The 17,140-nt window shown below is 73.2% G+C and carries 13 protein-coding genes; 5 read left to right on the top strand and 8 right to left on the bottom strand.

The window, feature by feature from the left end; genetic code table 11:
- The first annotated feature begins 21 nt into the window (after window positions 1-21).
- Window positions 22-1,164 (top strand): FAD-dependent oxidoreductase, encoded by a 1,143-nt coding sequence (locus tag CJZ86_RS09525; RefSeq protein ID WP_094585716.1) that lies wholly within the window; start codon window positions 22-24, stop codon window positions 1,162-1,164.
- Here CJZ86_RS09525 and CJZ86_RS09520 read toward each other — a convergent pair.
- The 3 genes from CJZ86_RS09520 to ndk all read right to left on the bottom strand — a co-directional run bounded on the left by CJZ86_RS09520 (window position 1,161) and on the right by ndk (window position 4,199).
- Window positions 1,161-3,002, bottom strand: coding sequence for an adenylate/guanylate cyclase domain-containing protein (locus tag CJZ86_RS09520; RefSeq protein ID WP_094585715.1), 1,842 nt, complete (start codon window positions 3,000-3,002; stop codon window positions 1,161-1,163). The genes CJZ86_RS09525 and CJZ86_RS09520 overlap by 4 nt on opposite strands.
- Window positions 3,002-3,670, bottom strand: coding sequence for a FecR family protein (locus CJZ86_RS09515; RefSeq protein ID WP_233133943.1), 669 nt, complete (start codon window positions 3,668-3,670; stop codon window positions 3,002-3,004). Before CJZ86_RS09515 ends, CJZ86_RS09520 begins: the two co-directional genes overlap by 1 nt.
- A 70-nt stretch (window positions 3,671-3,740) precedes the next feature.
- Window positions 3,741-4,199, bottom strand: coding sequence for a nucleoside-diphosphate kinase (ndk, locus tag CJZ86_RS09510; RefSeq protein ID WP_094585713.1), 459 nt, complete (start codon window positions 4,197-4,199; stop codon window positions 3,741-3,743).
- A 108-nt stretch (window positions 4,200-4,307) separates the two neighbouring features.
- On the opposite strand from ndk, the gene CJZ86_RS09505 reads away from it, so the two are divergent.
- Window positions 4,308-6,464: an FUSC family protein gene (locus tag CJZ86_RS09505; protein ID WP_094585712.1), complete on the top strand. Its 2,157-nt coding sequence runs from the start codon at window positions 4,308-4,310 to the stop codon at window positions 6,462-6,464.
- Window positions 6,465-6,481: 17 nt separating this feature from the next.
- The gene (speA, locus tag CJZ86_RS09500) at window positions 6,482-8,494 is read left to right on the top strand and encodes a biosynthetic arginine decarboxylase (protein ID WP_233133942.1); all 2,013 of its coding nucleotides are present in this window, start codon (window positions 6,482-6,484) and stop codon (window positions 8,492-8,494) included.
- Here speA and CJZ86_RS09495 read toward each other — a convergent pair.
- The 4 genes from CJZ86_RS09495 to CJZ86_RS09480 are packed head-to-tail and all read right to left on the bottom strand — an operon-like array spanning window position 8,479 to window position 12,926.
- Window positions 8,479-10,380 (bottom strand): adenylate/guanylate cyclase domain-containing protein, encoded by a 1,902-nt coding sequence (locus CJZ86_RS09495; protein WP_094585711.1) that lies wholly within the window; start codon window positions 10,378-10,380, stop codon window positions 8,479-8,481. The genes speA and CJZ86_RS09495 overlap by 16 nt on opposite strands.
- Window positions 10,377-11,462 (bottom strand): FecR family protein, encoded by a 1,086-nt coding sequence (locus tag CJZ86_RS09490; protein ID WP_143594115.1) that lies wholly within the window; start codon window positions 11,460-11,462, stop codon window positions 10,377-10,379. The genes CJZ86_RS09495 and CJZ86_RS09490 overlap by 4 nt, the downstream gene beginning before the upstream one ends.
- Before the next feature lie 4 nt (window positions 11,463-11,466).
- Window positions 11,467-12,186, bottom strand: a complete 720-nt coding sequence (locus CJZ86_RS09485) for a FecR family protein (protein ID WP_094585709.1) — start codon at window positions 12,184-12,186, stop codon at window positions 11,467-11,469.
- Between the two features lie 35 nt (window positions 12,187-12,221).
- The gene (locus tag CJZ86_RS09480) at window positions 12,222-12,926 is read right to left on the bottom strand and encodes an SIMPL domain-containing protein (protein ID WP_094585708.1); all 705 of its coding nucleotides are present in this window, start codon (window positions 12,924-12,926) and stop codon (window positions 12,222-12,224) included.
- An 89-nt stretch (window positions 12,927-13,015) separates the two neighbouring features.
- On the opposite strand from CJZ86_RS09480, the gene CJZ86_RS09475 reads away from it, so the two are divergent.
- Both CJZ86_RS09475 and CJZ86_RS09470 read left to right on the top strand, forming a co-directional pair.
- Window positions 13,016-14,497 carry a mechanosensitive ion channel family protein gene (locus CJZ86_RS09475; RefSeq protein WP_094585707.1) on the top strand — a complete coding sequence of 494 codons (1,482 nt, stop codon included), beginning with the start codon at window positions 13,016-13,018 and terminating at the stop codon, window positions 14,495-14,497.
- Window positions 14,497-16,449 carry a CHASE2 domain-containing protein gene (locus tag CJZ86_RS09470; RefSeq protein WP_094585706.1) on the top strand — a complete coding sequence of 651 codons (1,953 nt, stop codon included), beginning with the start codon at window positions 14,497-14,499 and terminating at the stop codon, window positions 16,447-16,449. Before CJZ86_RS09475 ends, CJZ86_RS09470 begins: the two co-directional genes overlap by 1 nt.
- Here the strand turns inward: CJZ86_RS09470 and CJZ86_RS09465 are convergent.
- Entirely contained in the window at window positions 16,403-17,137 is a 735-nt protein-coding gene (locus tag CJZ86_RS09465; protein ID WP_143594114.1) for a hypothetical protein, read from the bottom strand. The genes CJZ86_RS09470 and CJZ86_RS09465 overlap by 47 nt on opposite strands.
- Window positions 17,138-17,140 lie beyond the last annotated feature (3 nt).

The raw sequence follows: 17,140 nt of genomic DNA, 5'->3' as shown, positions 1-17,140 counted from the left end.
ATGGGGCCTTCAAAGCTGGAGATGAGCGCCCTGGCTGGCCCCCCTCCCGACGCCGAACCCGTCCTGATCCTCGGCGGTGGCCTGATGGGTCTGGCCATCGCCCACCAGCTGGCCCGTCTCGGCCGCTCCGCCACCGTGCTCAGCCGCCGCCGCAGCGAGGCGGCCGGCTTCGTGGCCGCCGGCATGCTGGCCCCCCACGCCGAGGGGCTCAGCGGGCCGATGCTGGCCCTGGGCCAGGCCAGCCTGGAGCGGGTGCCGGCCTGGGTGGCCCGCATCGAGGCCGACAGTGGCCTGCCCTGCGGCCTGCGCCCCTGCGGCATCGTCGTCCCCTTCACAGGTGCGGCCGAGCGGGACGCCTACCCCACGGCCCCCTTCGGCGAACCCCTCGACCGGGCGGGGCTGGAGCGGGAGGTGCCGGGGATCGGACCCGCCTGGCGGGCGGGCCTGCTGTTCGCCCAGGACGGACAGATCGACAACCGCCGCCGCCTGATGCGCGCCCTGGAGCGGGCCTGCGCCGCCCTGGGGGTGCGCTTCGAGGAGGGCACCGAGGTGCTGGAGCTGCTCACCGAAGGCGGCGGGCGCCTGCGGGGGGTGCGGCTGCGCCGGGCCGAGGGGGGCGAGCACGCCATCGCCGCCACCACGGCGGTGCTTGCCTGCGGCGCCTGGAGCGGCCGGCTGCTGCCGTCACTGCCGGTGCATCCGGTGAAGGGGCAGATGCTGTCGCTGCAGGGCCCCAGGGCCAGCCTGGAGCGGGTCGTGTTCGGGCCCGGCACCTACCTGGTGCCGCGGGAGGACGGCCTGCTGGTGGTGGGCGCCACCAGTGAACCGCAGGCCGGCTTCGACGACGGCCTCACCCCCGAAGGCCAGAAGCAGCTGCAGACCGGCATCGCCGCCCTGCTGCCGGAGGCGGCCCTGTGGCCGCCGATGGAGCGCTGGTGGGGCTTCCGGCCCGGCACCCCCGACGACGCGCCGCTGCTCGGCCCGGGGCCCATCGAGGGGCTCTGGCTGGCCACGGGCCACCACCGCAACGGCGTCCTGCTGGCGGCCATCACGGCGGAGCGGATCGCTGCAGCGATCACCGCGGCCGGCTCCGGGACAGGTGCGGCGCCCGACGCCCTGCTGGCGCCCTTCCGCTGGGACCGGCCGTTCCCGTTGGGGGCCTAGCCAGGCGCGGCCCCCAACGGCCGCAGCCCCTGGAGGGCATAGACCTCCAGGGGCACGGGCCAGCCCTTGATCCGGTGGCTCCCCAGCGGCAGCACCTCCAGCTCCTCCGGCAGCAGGGCCAGCAGATCGCCGCTGACCAGGATCGGGTGCTCGGGGAACAGGCGCGTCAGCCCCTCCAGGCGGCTGGTCACGTTGACGCTCGCCCCCACGACGGTGAACTCCAGGCGCTGGGAGGAGCCCAGGTTGCCGGCGATCACCTCGCCGAAGTGGAGCCCGATCCCGTGCCGCAGCGGTGGGATGCCCGCCGCCGCCAGCTCAAGGTTGAGGGCCTCCAGTCGCTCCTGCATGGCCAGGGCGGCCCGCACCGCGGCCCGGGCCTCCTGGGCATCCCCCCGGCTGCGGGGCACCCCGAACTCCGCCATCACCGCGTCACCGATGAACTTGTCGAGCAGGCCCTCCTGCTCCAGCACCGCCCCGGCCATGGCCTCGAAGTAGCGGTTGAGCAGGGCGAACAGCTCGGCGGGCTCCAGCACGGCGCTCAGGGGCGTGAACCCCACCAGGTCGCTGAACAGCACGGCGCAGCGGGCCCGGCTGCCCACCGCCTGGTTCCAGAGCGGCCCGGGGCTGCGCAGGATGTCGCGCAGCAGGGTGGGGGAGACGCGCCGGCTCAGCACCTGGTGCAGATAGGCACGCTCCCGGCTCTCCGCCAGCCCCTGGCCCACGGCCCGCACGCCGCCCCCGGCCACGGGGGCCAGCAGCAGGGCGGCCAGGGGCAGGCGCAACAGGGCCAGGGCCCACGCCGCCCAGCCAGCCACCAGCACCGTCCCTGCCAGGGCCAGCGCCAGCTGCAGGGTGCCGCCGGCGCTGGCGGGGCGCCGCAGCAGCAGCCCCGCCAGGGCGCCCCAGCCCAGCAGCAGCAGCCCGTCCCCCGCCAGGGGCAACCGCCCCAGCCCCCGGCCCTGGAGCACGTTGGCCAGGGCCACCGCCTGGATCTCAGTGCCGGCCATCGGGCCGAAGGGCGTCTCCTGCAGGTCCCCCAGGCCCGGGGCCGTGACCCCGATCAGCACGGTGCGGCCCCGCCAGGTGGAGGCCGGCACCTCCAGCACCCGCCAGGCCGGAACGCGGGGCATGGTGCCGGCGGGACCGGGAAAGTCGAGCCCCATCGGCGCCGGCGGCGGCGGCGCCGGGCGCACCAGGAAGGCCATCGGCCGGGGCAGGGGCGGCGGGAAATCGCCCAGCCGGGCAGCGATCCAGTCCTGGCCCGGCACCGCCTCCACCACCCCCCGGGGGGACTGGAGCAGGGTGGTGAGGCCGGGGGCACCCAGCGGCTGGATGGGCAGCCGCAGCCGGCTCTGCACCAGCCCCCCCTCCTCCTGAACCCCGTAGACCGCCGCCAGGTGCACCCGCTGGCGCCAGGGGGCGAGGGTCGCGGCGAAGGCCCGGTCGTCGGCGGGGCCGAAGCGGCTGGGCTGGCTGAACTCGATGTTGAACAGCACCCGGGCCGCCCCCTGCTCAAGCACATGGGCCGCCAGCCGGGCCTGCAGGGCCCGGGGCCAGGGCCAGGGACCCATCTGGCGCCACAGGGGCGATGCCTGGCGCTCGCCCGGGGCCAGCAGCTCCCCCAGCTCCAGGGAGTCGGCGTCGATGGCCAGGATCACCGGGTCGGCCGGGGCGGGACGGGCCCCCCGCAGCAGGAAGAAGGTCTGGAGGAGCTGGTCGTCGAGCAGCCGCGGCCCCTGGCCCAGGGGCGTGAGGGGCGCCCGGTCGAGGCCCGCCAGCAGGGGGGCGGCCAGGGCCAGCCACCAGAGCCGGCGCCCCAGCCCGGGCCAGGGGGGCATCAGGGGGTGAGTCCGAGTTCGCGCTCGAGCACCGGCAGCGTCTCCATCGGCGCCCCGAAACCGTTCAGCAGCTCGCTGTTGCGCCGCCGCAGCCTCGCCTCGCTGGCGTCGATCCGGCGCGGGCCCTTCCAGCCCCCGGGGGTGGCCTCCAGCCGCTGGCCGCTGGCCAGCTGGTAGACGGTGCCGTCATCGGCGCGCACCTCCACCTGCCCTTCCCAGCTCAGGAAGAGAACCGAGTCGGCGGTGTCCTCGATGAAGACCGTGGTGCCCTGGATCGAGGCGGTGCCCACCCGGGTCCGGATCTGCAGGGGGGTGGGACTCTTCGTCCCGGGAGCGATCCAGGCGATGATCCGGCCGCGCACCAGTTCGAGCAGCGTCGGCTCGATCCTCAGCAGGGCGTTGCCCCCCAGGCGAAAGCTGCGGCCATCGGCCAGCAGGATCTGCAGCCGGCCAGGATTCTCGGTGCGCAGCACGGTGGACGGACGCAGCACCTGACCCACCAGGGCCGGGCGCTCCGGCGCCGCCGGCGGCATCACATAGGCCGGCCGTGACGGCACCTCCACCACCCGGGGCACCCGGGGGGCCGCCGTGGCCCCGGCGAGGGGGCCGGCAGCGGGCAGAGCCCATGCAAGGCCGGCGACCAGCACGGCCACGGGCGCCAGCTTCATCAGCCTGGGAGGCCGGAGGCTTCTGCGCAGCAGCATGACCTGGGGACCCGAAGGTCCCCAGAATGGCCGCTCAGGGCTCGACCCGCCACACCTGGTCGGCCGGCGTCCACTCGCACAGCTCGGAGGGCTGGAACCAGAGGCCGATCTCGAAGACGGCGGTTTCCGGGGCATCGGAGCCATGGATGACGTTGCGGCCGATGTTCACCGCCAGGTCGCCGCGGATGGTGCCGGGTTCGGCCTCCAGGGGCTTGGTGGCGCCGATCAGCTTGCGAGCACTGGCGATCACGCCATCCCCTTCCCACACCATGGCCACCACCGGCCCGCTGGTGATGAACTCCACCAGGCCGGCGAAGAAGGGGCGCTCCCGGTGCACGCCGTAGTGGCTCTCGGCCAGTTCCCGGCTGGGCACCAGCTGCTTGAGGCCCACCAGCTTGAAGCCCTTGCGCTCGAAGCGGCCGAGGATCTCGCCCACCAGGCCCCGCTGCACCCCGTCGGGCTTGATGGCGAGGAAGGTGCGTTCGGTGGCCATGGGGAAGGGAAAGGTGTTCGGGCCATCGTCCGCGCTGGGGCTGCCGCTTGGCAAGCAACCCCGTGACCGCCGGGCGCCATACGATCGGGGCCACCCCGGCCGCCGCGGATGCCCGGAGCAGCAACTGGGCGCGCCACCTGGCTGGCCGCGCCGGGGGCCGGGCCCAATCTCCGGCTCGGCCTGCGCACCACCCTGGCCAGCGTGCCGCCGCTGCTGGCCGCCGCCCAGCTGCACGAACCCGCCCTGATCTGGATGGCCCTCGGGGGGCTGTACGTGAACATGGCCGACACGGGTGGGGCCTACCGCACCAAGGCCACGGCGATGGGGCTCGCCTCCCTGCTCGGCGCCCTGGCCCTCGGCGGCGGCATCGGCCTGGCGGCCTGGCCCTGGCTGTGCGTTCCGGCGATGGCCGCCGTGGCGCTGGGCTGCGGGATGCTGGCCCTCTACGGCAACAGCGGGGCCCTGATCGGGCTGGTGACGGCCTGGTGCTTCCTGATCGGCATCAACGTCTCAGAGCCCGATCCGGCCAAGGCTCTGGCCTGGTCGCTCCTCTACCTGGCCGGCGGGGGCTGGGCCACCTTGCTCGCGCTCGCCCTCTGGCCGCTGCGGCCCTACCGGCCCGTGCGGATCGCCCTGGCCGCTGCCCATCGGGCCGTCGCCCGTTACCACCGCCTGGCCTGCCAGGCCGATGGCGGCCCGCCGGCCACGGAGGCCCAGCTCTTCACCGAAAAGCTCAGGGTCCGCGACGCCCTCGGCAGCGCCCGGGCCACCCTGGCGGACACCCGCAGCGGCCGCCTCGGGGCCAGCCCCGCCGACGGGGCCTTCACCCGCCTGATCGAGACCACCGACGCCCTGTTCGTGACCAGCGCGGCCCTGGGGGACCTGCTGGCGGCACTGCCGGCGCCGGAGCCATCCACCGTGCACCGGCGCCTGCAGGCGCTCAACGGCCGCTGCGTCGACGCCCTGCTGCAGCTGGAGCAGGCGCTGCTGGGGCGGGGCCCCCTGCCCGCCCTGCGGGACCTCAGGCAGGAGCTGGAGGGGATCGCCGGGGCAATCGAGGGCCTGGATCCGGCGCTGCGCGACACCTACCGGCAGATTCAGGCGGCCCAGGCCCACTGGATCGCCACCCTGGACGGGGCCGGCGAGGCCATCCCCCTGACGGCACTCAGCCCCACCCAGGTGCCGACGGCCCTTGCCGGCGCCGGGGGGCGTGCCGCCCTGGCCCAGGGCTGGGCGACCCTGCGGGCGAACCTGACCCTGGAGTCGAGCGTGTTCCGGCACGGGCTGCGCTTCGGCGTGGCTTCGGCCGCCGCCGTGGCCGTCTACACCCTGTTCGCCCTGCCGATCGGCTACTGGATCACCCTGACGGTCTCGGTGATCCTGCGGCCCTCGGCGGGGGAGAGCCTGTCGCGCACCGGCCAGCGGGTGCTGGGCACCGTGCTGGGGGGGATCGTGGCCATCGTGCTGGCCACCTGCTTCCCCCACCCGCTGATGCTGGTGCTGCTGCTGGTGCCCCTCACCCTCGTGATGATGGCGGTGCTGCCGGTGAACTACGGCCTGTTCGTCTTCTTCCTCACCCCCTGGATCGTCCTGTACAAGGACATCGACCAGCCCGGCGACTGGAACCTGGCCCTGTGGCGGATCGCCAACACCCTGATCGGCGCCGCCCTGGCCCTGGCCGCCATCCATCTGGTGCTGCCGCGCTGGGAACGGTCCCAGCTGCCGGCCCGGCTGGCGGCCAGCCTCCGCTGCAATGCCCGCTTCGTGCAGCAGGTGCTCGACCGGCTGCAGGAGCCGCCCCAGGCCGCCCCCGGGCCGCTGGCCACCCCAGCCGAGGTGCGCCTGGAGATGGGCAACGCCCATGTCTCCATCCAGCGCTTCCTGAGCGAAAAGCCTGCCCACCGGGCGATGGCGGTGCCCCTGATGGCCTTCCTGCTGCACAGCCAGCGGCTGATCGACGCCGCGGTGGTGCTGGGCCGCGGCGATCCCCGCCGTGACGGTCGGCCCCTGCCGCCCGGCTTCGGGGCGCTGCGGGAGCGGCTGCCGGCGTCCCTGGCGGCCCTGGCCACGGCGCTGGAGCAGCACAGCCGGCCCCCGGACCCGCCGGAGCGCCCCCGCCCGGACACCGGCGGCGACCCCCTGGCCCGACAGCTGGGCCGGCTCGTCGATCCGGTGATCGGGCTGCACGACGCCGTCGCCGCCTGGAGCGACTGGCAGGGCCTGCCGGCCGCGGCGCCCCGCCTAGATTGCCCGCCTGAGGCCTGAGCCAAACCAAGGCTGCGATGGTGTTCGCCGAACCGACCAGCCCCCCGGGCGTGCCCTCCGTCGCTTCCGGGCGGCCCGACGCCTGGAGCGCCGCCGACGGGGCGGCCCTCTACGGGCTCGACCGCTGGGGTGAGCCCTACTTCGGGGTGGGCGCCCGGGGCCACGTGATCGTCCAGCCCCGCGGCGACCGCGGCGGCTCCCTCGATCTGGTGGAGCTGGTGCGGGAGCTGCAGGGCCGCGACCTGTCCCTGCCGCTGCTGATCCGCTTCGACGACATCCTTGAGGACCGGCTCGAGCGTCTCCACGGCGCCTTCGAGCGGGCCATCGCCCAGTACGGCTACAACGGCCGCTACCAGGGGGTGTTCCCGGTCAAGTGCAACCAGCAGCGCCACGTGGTGGAGCAGCTGGTGGAGAGCGGCCGCCGCTGGCACTTCGGCCTGGAGGCTGGCAGCAAGGCCGAGCTGCTGATCGCCCTGTCCCTGCTGGACGATCCCGACGCCCTGATGATCTGCAACGGCTACAAGGACCGGCGCTACATCGAGACGGCGATCCTGGCCCGGCGCCTGGGGCGCCAGCCGGTGGTGGTGATCGAGCAGGCCGATGAGGTGGAGCGGATCATCGCCGCCAGCAGCGCCCTGGGCGGGGCCCCGTTCATCGGCATCCGCGCCAAACTCTCGGCCCGCAGCACCGGCCGCTGGGGCAGCTCGGTGGGCGAGCGGGCCAAGTTCGGCCTCTCGATCCCCGACGTGCTCACCACGGTGGAACGCCTGCGGGAGGCGGGCCTGCTCGACGACCTGCGCCTGCTGCACTTCCACATCGGCAGCCAGATCAACGACATCGCCGTCCTCAAGGACGCCCTGCAGGAGGCCGGGCAGATCTATGCCGAGCTCACCCGGCTGGGGGCGCCGATGGGCTTTCTGGATGTGGGCGGCGGCCTGGGCATCGACTACGACGGCAGCCGCACCGCCACCGCCGCCTCCACCAACTACTCGCTGCAGAACTACGCCAACGACGTCGTCGCCACGATCCGGGAGTGCTGCGAGCCCCACGGCATCCGCCCGCCCACCCTGGTGAGTGAGAGCGGCCGGGCCCTGGCCAGCCACTTCAGCGTGCTGGTGTTCGACGTGCTCGGGGCCGGCGGCCGCGGCGAAACGGTGCCGCCGCCGGCCGAGGGGGAGGCGCTGATCCTGCGCAACCTGCGCGACACCCACGCCCTGATCACGGCGATCGCCGCCGAGGGTGGTCTTGAAGGGGACGACGCCGGTGAGCGGGCGGTGGTGGAACGGCTCCAGGAGGCCTGGAACGATGCCCTCAAGTTCAAGGAGGACGCCCTCACCGCCTTCCGGCTCGGCTACCTGAGCCTGCCGGAGCGGGCCACGGCCGAGCGCCTCACCTGGGCCAGCTGCCAGGCGATCGCCCGCCAGCTCGAAGGCCTGCCCCCAGGCACCGTGATCCCCCAGGAATTGCAGGCCCTGCCGGCGGCGCTGGCCGGCACCTACTACGCCAACCTTTCGGTGTTCCGCTCGGCGCCCGACACCTGGGCGATCGACCAGCTCTTCCCGGTGCTGCCGATCCACCGGCTCGACGAGCGCCCCACCCGCCTGGGCAGCTTCGCCGACCTCACCTGCGATTCCGACGGCAAGATCGCCCGCTTCATCGACCGGGGCCAGGTCAAGCCCCTGCTGGAACTGCACGGCCTGCGGCCCGGCGAGCCCTACTGGATCGGGCTGTTCCTCGGCGGCGCCTACCAGGAGGTGATGGGCAACCTGCACAACCTGTTCGGCAGCACCAACGCCGTGCACATCCGGCTGGCGGCCGGCGGCGGCTACCGGGTCGACCACGTGGTGCGGGGCAACACCAACGCCGAGGTGCTCGAGGCGATGGAGCACGACCCCGACCTGCTGCTGGAGCGGCTGCGGCTGGCCAGCGAGCAGGCGATCGGCCGGGGCGACCTGGCGATCAGCGATGCCCGGCGCCTGATGGCCCACCTGAAGGCCAGCCTGGAGCAGACGACTTACCTGGAGGCCTGACCTTCCCTGGAGGCCTGATCCGCCAGGGCGACGGTGAAGATCTCCACCTCCCCGAGGCTCTTCACCGCCTGGGGGCCCAGGGAGCGGGCCGCGAGCCCGGGGTCGGCCGCGATCAGGCTGGCGGTGTGGGCGTCACACACCACCGCCGCATCCACATTCCGGGTGGCCGATTCGAGCCGGGCCGACAGGTTCACCGTGTCGCCGATGACGGTGAACTCCATCCGCTTGGGGCTGCCGATCTGGCCCACCATCACCTGGCCGCTGGCCAGGCCGATGCCGTTGTCAAGGGTGGCGATGCCCCGCCGCGCCCAGTCCTCGTTGAGGCCGGCCAGGGCCGCCCGCATGGCCAGGGCGCAGCGCACCGCCTGGCTGGCCTCCTCGGCCACCCCCCGGCTCACCGGTGAGCCGAAGACGGCCATCACCGCATCGCCGATGAACTTGTCGACGGTGCCGCCATGGGCCATCACCACCTCCACCATGGCGCCCAGATACTCGTTGAGCTGGAGCACGTGCAGCTCGCTCTGGCCTTCGCCGCTGCGCTGCTTGGTGAGCACCGTGAAGCCCTTGATGTCGGTCATCAGCACGGTCACCTCCAGCAGGCGGCCGCGCAGGATGCCCTGGGCCGATTCCGGGTCGGAGAGGATCTCCGCCACCACCCCGGGGGCCACGTAGCGCTCGAAGGTGCGGCGCAGCCGCCGCCGCTCCTGCCCCTCCCGCAGGTAGGCATCCCCGCCGTAGAGCAGGCCCAGCAGGACCAGGCCCGAGGAGGGCGCCAGCAGCGGCAGCCAGCGGTTGGCCTGCTGCAGCGCCACCACCACCACGCCGCCCTGAAGAACCAGCACCAGGACCACCAGGGCGAGGCGCCAGCGCAGGTCGGTCCAGCGGAGGGCCGCCCCCAGCACCAGCAGCAGCGGCAGCAGGGCCAGCAGGGCCCGTCCCGGCGCGCTGCGGGGCCAGGGCTGCAGCCCGTCCCCCTGCAGCGAATTGGCGGTGGCGGTGGCCAGCACCTCCAGTCCCGACAGGGGGCCGAAGGGGGTGGGGTAGCCGTCGGTCCCCTGGGCGACCACCGGGCCGAGCAGCACCAGCGCCCCCTGGATCTCCTTGCGCAGGGGATGGGTCTGCCAGCGCGCGGGGTCGAGCACCTCCCAGGCCGGCAGGCGCTGGAAGCTGCCCTCCGGGCCATAGAAATTGAGCGCGCTGGCCCGGTCGTCCTGGCGGCTCCGCTGGCCCCCCAGCCGCAGCAGGGTGGAGGAGAGGGCGCTGTGGCCCTCGGCGCCGCGGGCGGGGAGCACGCCGCTGGCGTAGGCCTCGGGGTGGCGGCTCGGCTCGCTGGAGGTGCCGGCGAGGATGTTGGTGAGCCCGAGGGAGCCGGTGCCGCCGATGGCCGCCAGGAAGCGCTCCGGCCGCACGAAGGTGAGGGCTCCAGCTCCCTGGGTGTCGCTGGATTCGAGCATCTCCGCCGCCAGGGCGACCCGGCCGGGGTAGCGCCGCAGCCGCAGCTCCAGGGCATCGTCATCGGCCGGCCCCTTGCCGCTGGGCCCCTCGAAGACCACATTCACGGCCACGGCCCTGGCGCCGGCCTGCAGCAGCTTCTCCGCCACCATCCCGTAGGTGGCCCGGGGCCAGGGCAGGCTGCCGACGCCCTTCGCCCATTCCGGGATCCTGCCTTCCTCCTCGAACCAGTCCCCCTGCTGGAGGGTGGCGTCATCGACCGTGACCAGCACCACCTTCGGCGGTGGTCGGCGGGGGCCGCGCAGCAGCAGCAGCTGCTGCTCCACCCCCCGCTCCCAGACCCGCATCCGGGGCCCCGGCCAGCCGGAGCTGACCCCCACCCAGGCCAGCACGGCCACCACCAGGACCCTGAAGGTGCGGCGTCGCGCCATCATCGCGGCAGCGGGCTCCAGAGCGTGCAGATGGCGACGGCCCGGCCGGAGCGCTCCAGGCGCACGCAGTCGATGGCCTGGGCCTTGGGACGGTTGATCAGGATCTGGGTGTGCAGGGGCGAGCCCATCCAGCGGGACACGATCACTTCGGGGTTCCAGGCGGCGGCCGGCATCGGGCAGGCGATCACCTCACTGGTGGGCATGAGCCTTCCCTTCGCCGCCATGCGCTCCTGGAACGCCCCCCAGAGGGCGCGGTCGTGGTCGCAATCGCGGCTGGCCAGCACCCCCTCGAGCACCGGGGCCAGATGGGCGGCATTCTCGGCAGCCAGGGGCGCCGGCAGGGGTTGCAGGGCGGGGCGCCCGCCCTGGGCCCGGTAGCGGTTGATGATCTCCACCAGGGGGTCACGGCTGACCGACGGCCTGGGCGCGGTGGGGATCACCCCGGGGAAACGGCGCTCCACAAAGGCCTCCAGGGCCGCCATGCCGGGCAGGGGGGCCGTGAACCCCTCGAACAGGGGCCCCCGCAGGATGGCGGCGTAGTCGTCCGCCGACAGGGGTCGCTGCCAGAGCAGGGCCCCCTGGCTGGAGAGCCGCACCCTGGTGCCCCCCGCCACGAGGATCGGCGCCCCAGGCAGGGGCCGTCCATCGGCAAGGGGCTGGAGCTCCACCGAACCCTCCAGCACCGCCACCTCCTGCTCGCCGCCGTCGAGCAGGGTGATCACGTAGTTGGTCCCCCGGGTGCTCAGCCGCGAGGAGCGGGTGCAGCCGTTCTGCTGGCCTGACACCAGGATCTGGCCGCTGCTGAGCAGGAAGCAGGTGCTGCCGAGGCGCAGCTGGGAGAAGCGGTTGAGGCGGCCGGCGGCACCACCGGCAAAGCCCAGCTGGCCGCGGCTCTTCTGGGTGCGGACCAGCTCGGGTGTGAAGGCCCGCTCCTGCACCTGGGCCTGGCGCCGTTCGATGTACAGCTCCCGGCCATCAAGGATCTCCTGCACGACGGCCGATCCAGTCGGGCTCGCCACGCTGGCGCTGGGCCAGGCCAGGGCCGCCGCCAGGGTCGTCAACAGAAGCCGGTGGGGTCGGATCACCGGCTCAGAAGAAGCGCGGCAGGCCGAAGGGCAGCGACGGCGGACTGACCGGAACGGGCAGGTTCACCCCCGGCACCCGGGAGCGGATGTAGCTCTCCAGGGAGCCGTAGGCGGGCAGCGGCACCCGGAAACCCTGGAACAGGGGGCCGCCCAGGATGCTGTTGTAATCACTGACGCTCAGCCCCAGGATCGCCAGCACCACCCCGGCGGGGGAGAGCCGCAGCTTCTGGCCCGCTTCCACGGTGGTGGCGGGCTTTCCGGTGGGTTCCCCGTCGGCGAGGGGCTCCACCTCCACCGACCCCTCCAGCACGGAGATCTCCGCCTCCCCCGACTCGTTGACGTCGAGGAGGTAGTTGGTGCCCCGCACGCTGAGGCGGGCGGAGCGGGTGCAGCCGCTCTGCTTGCCGGAGACCAGGATCTGACCCTTTTCGATCAGGAAGCAGCCCTGGCCCAGCTTGAGCAGGGCGAAACGGTTGAGGCGGCCGGCGGCGCCGCTGTCGAAGCGGATCTGGCCCCGGCTGTTCTGGGTGCTGACCTTCTGGGGGGCGACGGCCTTCTCCTTCACCTTGGCCGTCTTGCCATCGATGAACAGCTCGTTGCCATCGAGGATCTCCTGCACCACGGCGCTCTCGGAGGCCCGCACCGGCAGCGGGCCGAGGGCGGGACCGACCAGGAGCACCAGGATCGGCACCATCGAGAGGCTCGGCAGGTGGCGGCGGCGCATGGGCTCAGGGCTCCGGTGCGGATGGCCCATTCTGCTCAATGGGCGCAGAACCGCACCATCAGGCCCAGCCGATCCTTCGGTTGGGCCAGTTCGGCGGGATCGAAGGGGGGAGCGGCCTCGGCGGCGGCGGCCCGCATCATCATCGGCCGCAGGTCGTTGCCGTCCACCTGCACCTCCAGGGGGGCCAGCCGGCTGAGACCCACGGCGGCGGCCACCTCCCTGGCCTGCTCAAGGGCGTCCTGGTAGGCCGCCCGCAGCAGCTGGCGCCGCACCGCCCCATCCAGGCCGCGATCGGCTTCGGTGGCCACCGGCGCCAGCCGCACCCCGCTCAGGGCCCCCACCTCCCGGATCAGGGCCTGCAGCCGCTGGGGCACCAACCGGCCGCTGACCTGCAGGCTGGCCGTCACCGCCGCCGGCCGGTTGCGTTCGGCCTCGCGCTTCCAGGTGCTCGGGGAGGTGACCCGCAGCTCCTCCACCTGCTGCCCCTGCAGGGCGGTCCGCACCGCCGCCAGCCGCTCCTGCAGGCTCTGGAGCGCCCCATCGGCCGTGGCGGCCTCGGCCTCGAGGGACAGGGAGAAGGCCAGGCGGCGGGTGGGCCGTTCCTGTTCAGCGCTGCCCCTGGCCTCGAGCAGGGTGCCCTCGCAGCGGAGCTGCACCTGGGCGACCACGGTGCCCGGCCAGGAAGCGAGCGCCGTCAGGCCCAGCAGCGGGACGACGGAGCGCAGGCAGATCGGGCGCATCGACTTGGGGGACGGTTGCTTCCAGCCTGCTCCGCCATGGAGCCGACGGCCAGGATCGGCGGCAGGATGGGGCGATCGAAGCGAGCGCCTTGGCCCTGCTGCAGATCTGGATCGGCGCCCTGGCCGCCACGGCCGGGCTGCTGGTGCTGGCCCGCCTCTGCCGCCACCGGGCCCTGCCCACCGTGCCGCTGCGGTTGCCGCTGCTGGCGATCGCCACCTGGGCCCTGCTGAGTTCGCTGCCGCTGCAGGGGCTGCCGCCGGCCTACCGGGTGTGGGTGCTGCTCACCGACGACCTGCTGCTCACCTACGCCGCCATCCTCCTGGCCCTCTGGGCAGCCCTGCAGGTGCCCGCCCACCTGGGTCTGTGGCGGCCGCCGCCGCAGCTGCTGATGCAGCTGCTCACCCTCGGCAGCGGCGCCCTGGCCACGGTGGTGCTGGTGCGCCAGTCGGCACGGCTGGATCTGGTGGGCCTGGTGACCACCTCCGCCGTGCTCACCGCCGTGATCGGCCTGGCCGCCCAGGAGTCCCTCAAGGACCTGTTCGCCGGCCTGGAGCTGCAGCTGGGGGACGAGTTCACCGAAGGGGACTTCCTGGAGCTGGACGAGGGGGTACGCGGGGTGGTGGTCCAGGTGAGCTGGCGGGACACCATGCTCCGCAACATGGACGGCCAGCTGGTGGTCGTGCCCAACAGCCTCGTCACCGAGGGGGTGCTGCGCAACCTGGGCCGCTCCGGGGCCGTCAGCAACCGGTTCAGCGTCGGCCTCGACTACGACCTGCCGCCCGCCCAGGCCAGGGCCCTGCTGGAGAAGGTGGTGCTGCAGCATCCCAAGGTGCTGCGGGAGCCCGCCCCCCGCATCCGCGTCAAGGAGTTCCAGGACAGCGCCATCGCCTACGAGCTGCAGGTGTGGCAGCGGGAGCTGGGGGACGGCGCCATCGGCGACCTGCGCAGCGACCTGCTCGAGCAGATCTGGTATGCCCTGGCCCGGGAAGGCCAGAGCATCCCCTTCCCGGTGCGTGAGCTGCAGCCCCGCCGCTCCCGGGACCGGCCCCAGCTCCCCGCCAGGCCGTCCCCCAAACAGTGCTGCCAGACCCTGGCCAGCGTGGGCATCTTCACCGACCTGAGCAGCGAGCAGCTCGAGACCCTGGTGGATGGCAGCCACCAGGTGGCCTACGGGCCCGGCGAGGCGGTGGTGCAGGAGGGGGCCGAGGGGCGTTCGATGTTCCACGTGCTGCGGGGAAGCGTGGAGATCCTCAAGGAGCTGGAGCCGGGCCACACCGTGGCCGTGCGCCAGCTGGGGCCGGGTGAGGTGTTCGGCGAGATGACCCTCTTCCTCGATGCCCCGCGCAGCGCCACGGTGAGGGCCACCGAGGAGTGCCTGCTGCTGGAGGTGGACCGGGACAGCATCAGTGGCCTGCTGAACGAGAATCCGGACCTGCTGGAGCGCTTCGCCGCCATGGTCCAGGAGCGCCAGGCGGAACTGAAGAGCCTCGACCGCGAACAGCACGCGGAGCGCTCCAATGCTCTGCTGGACACCATGAAGCGACTCTTCTACGCCTTCAAGGGCAGCTGATGGACAGCGGAACCCCGCCCGACTCCAAGGCAGCCACCTGGCTGGCCCGGCTGAAGGCCCTGCATCTGGGGGATGGCCTCCGCTCGCTCGTCCCCTACGCCGCCGCCGGCCTGCTGCTGCTGGCGCTGCAGCGCAGCCCCGTCAACGAAACCCTCAACCTGCTGCTCTACGACCTGATCACCAGCCTGCGTCCGGCGCCGCCGGGCACGGACAAGCCGATCACGATCATCGGCATCGACGAGTCGGACCTGGCCACCTACGGCTTTCCCATCGACGATCGGGTGCTGTGCGAGGCGATCGACCGGCTGAGCGCCGGAGGGGCGGTGGCGATCGGCCTCGACATCTACCGCGACCAGGGGGTGGGCCCCGACCAGGCCTGCCTGCGCGAACGGTTCCGCACCAATCCCCGCCTCGTTTCGATCTTCAACGTGGCCGAAGCCATCGGCCCGGTGCCCGGGACGCCGGCCGATCGCCAGGGGTTCAACGATCTGGTGCTGGATACCGACGGGGTGCTCCGCCGCGATCTGGTGCATGTGGCCGGGCAGGACGAAGCCACCGTGTCGCTGGCCCTGCGCCTGCTGGAGGTGGGCAAGGGCCAGCGGAGCCTGCGGCAGCGGCTCGAGAAGGGGAGCGAACCGGGCCCCTGGCTGGAGCCGGCGTCGGGGGGCTACGACCAGCTCGATGCCGCTGGATACCAGCAGATGCTGTCCTTCCACCAGCTCGGCAGCTTCCACCTCTGGAACCTCCAGGATGTGCTCGGCCGCCGGCCGATCCCCGCCGACCAGATCCGTGGCCACATCGTGCTGATCGGCAGCACCGCGCCGAGCCTGCGGGACCTGTTCCCGGTGCCCCAGACCCGCTCCACCCTCGGGGCCAGTCAACTGCTGGTGCCGGGCGTCGAGATCCATGCCCATCGCCTGGCCGCCCTGATGGACCGCAGCGTCGCCGGCGACCCCCGGCGCCTGCGGACGCTGCCGGGCTGGGTGGAGCGGGTCGCCGAAGTGGTGGCGGTGGTGCTGGGGATCGTGCTGGGGGAAGCCTTCCTGCTGCTGCGCCGCAGCGTGCTCGTGGTGGGGCTGGTGGCCAGCCTGATGGTCGGTGGCGCCGTGCTGCTGCTCTACAACTTCGTCTGGGTGGGTCTGAGCCTGCCCCTGACGGGTTTCATCGCCATGGCCGGCGCGGGCTGGGTGCGCCGGGGCGCCTCCAGCCAGAAGCAGCGCCAGCAGATCGAGCGGCTGCTGGGCCAGACCACCTCCCCGGCCGTGGCGCGCCAGCTCTGGAACCAGCGGGATGGGCTGCTCAGCGACGGGCGCTTCGAGGGGCGCCAGCTGCCGGTCACCGTGCTGATGTCAGACACCTGCTCATTTACGAGCGTGTCGGAACGGCTCAGTCCCGGAGAGCTGCTCGACTGGCTGAACCGGGGCATGGCCCTGTTCGTTCCCGCGATCACGCGCCGGGGCGGGATGGTCAACAAGTTCACCGGCGACGGCCTGCTGGCGGTCTTCGGGGCCCCCCTCAGCAGCGGCGAGGAGGCCGATGCCAAGGCGGCCATCGATGCCGCCCTGGCCATCCAGCGGGCCGTGGACAACCTCAACGAGGAACTCCAGAAGGAGGGACTGCCGGCGATGGGGCTGCGCATCGGCGTCCATTCCGGCGCCGTGCTGGCCGGATCGATGGGCAGCAGCGAACGGCTGGAATACGCCGTGATCGGCGATGCCGTGAACTGCGCCGCCCGGCTGGAGAGCCTTGACAAGCAGCGTCAGACCAATCTCTGCCGGGTGCTGGTGTCCTCCAGCACGTTGGATCTGCTGCCCAAGGGCCTGCCGCTGGAGTGGCTCGACTGGGGGGAGCTCAATGTCAAGGGGCGCACCGAGCCCCTGCGGATCTGGGAGCTGCGGGGTGGCCTCAGGCGGGACAGCGCACTGGAATCTGCTCGGGCCACTGGGCCGTGATCAGGTCGGACAGACCGAAGGCGGTGCCGACCTCCGCCCGGGGCACGCTGGCGCCGCAGGAGCGGCGCAGCTTCGCCAGGGAGGCCTGCACGGCCCCATCCTCCTTGGAGGCATCGGTCACCAGCAGGCTGAGGGCCGGCGGAGATTCGGCGGCCACGAAGCTGAGCGGATCGGCGGGGGTGGCGGTCGCCGCGGCCCCGGGGCAGAGGTAGCTCGACTCCCACATCGTCGGCACTTTCACCGAGGGGAGGCTGATCAGGGTGATGCCCGGGCCGGAGGCCGGCAGCACCCGGCGCTGGCCCGAGGTCATCGAACCATCCGCGGTGCCGCGTCCGCTCAGGGGCCGGAAGGTGATTTCCAGCGGGCTGGGGGAGGCGCTGGGGCCTTCGAGCAGGCCGAGGTAGCGGTCCTTGCCGGGGGCGAAAACGCTGCTGTCCGGCACCAGGTGGGCCAGCAGGCGGCTGGAGCAGTCACCGCGGGTTCCTCCGCCGACGCGGCGCCCCGGGAAGGTCTTGCGCAGTTCGCTCTGGGCCTGCGCCTGCGGCGGCTCCAGCACCGCCAGCGGGGCCAGGGTCAGCAGGCCGGCCGCCAGCACCATCAGGCCCCTGCGGCCGGGGCGAATTCCAGCCGTGTGACGGGCAGCCGTGTGACGGGCAGCCTGGCGTTGGTCGACAACGGCTTTGCTCATGGC

This window comes from Synechococcus sp. BO 8801, assembly GCF_002252675.1.
GTDB lineage: Bacteria > Cyanobacteriota > Cyanobacteriia > PCC-6307 > Cyanobiaceae > Cyanobium.
The sequence above is the reverse complement of the archived record's forward strand: the minus strand, read 5'-3'. Positions and strand labels throughout refer to the sequence as shown.